The organism is Alkalicoccobacillus porphyridii (assembly GCF_007293315.1).
Taxonomy (GTDB): Bacteria; Bacillota; Bacilli; order Bacillales; family Bacillaceae_D; genus Alkalicoccobacillus; species Alkalicoccobacillus porphyridii.
Map to the genome: position 1 here is coordinate 1 of NZ_VLXZ01000177.1, position 279 is coordinate 279.

Sequence of the window (279 nt, forward strand, 5' to 3'; positions counted from 1 at the left end):
GGTGTCCACTGGCGTCCCGCCTTGAAGTGCCAAGGCCAGGGACGGCCGGTATTGATATCCAAGGCCACGGTAACTGGCAGGCTGCTTAGCGCATCGATGTTTGCAGGTACGCCCACTTTCTTGATCAGGCGCGGAGCGGCAACGATGGGGAGTCTCATGTCGGCGGCCTTGCGTGCGACGAAGCGGCTATCGCGCATGAATCCGACCCTGATCCCGACGTCAATCCCTTCGTCAACCGTATTGCTGATGCGATCGGACAGGCGCACATCCAGCGTGATG

At 60.6% G+C, this 279-nt stretch carries 1 protein-coding gene; it reads right to left on the minus strand.

All coding sequences use genetic code 11. From position 1 onward, the window contains the following. Positions 1-279, minus strand: a 279-nt coding sequence (locus FN960_RS23945; RefSeq protein WP_221936848.1) for a type 2 periplasmic-binding domain-containing protein, incomplete at both ends; no start/stop codon positions are given.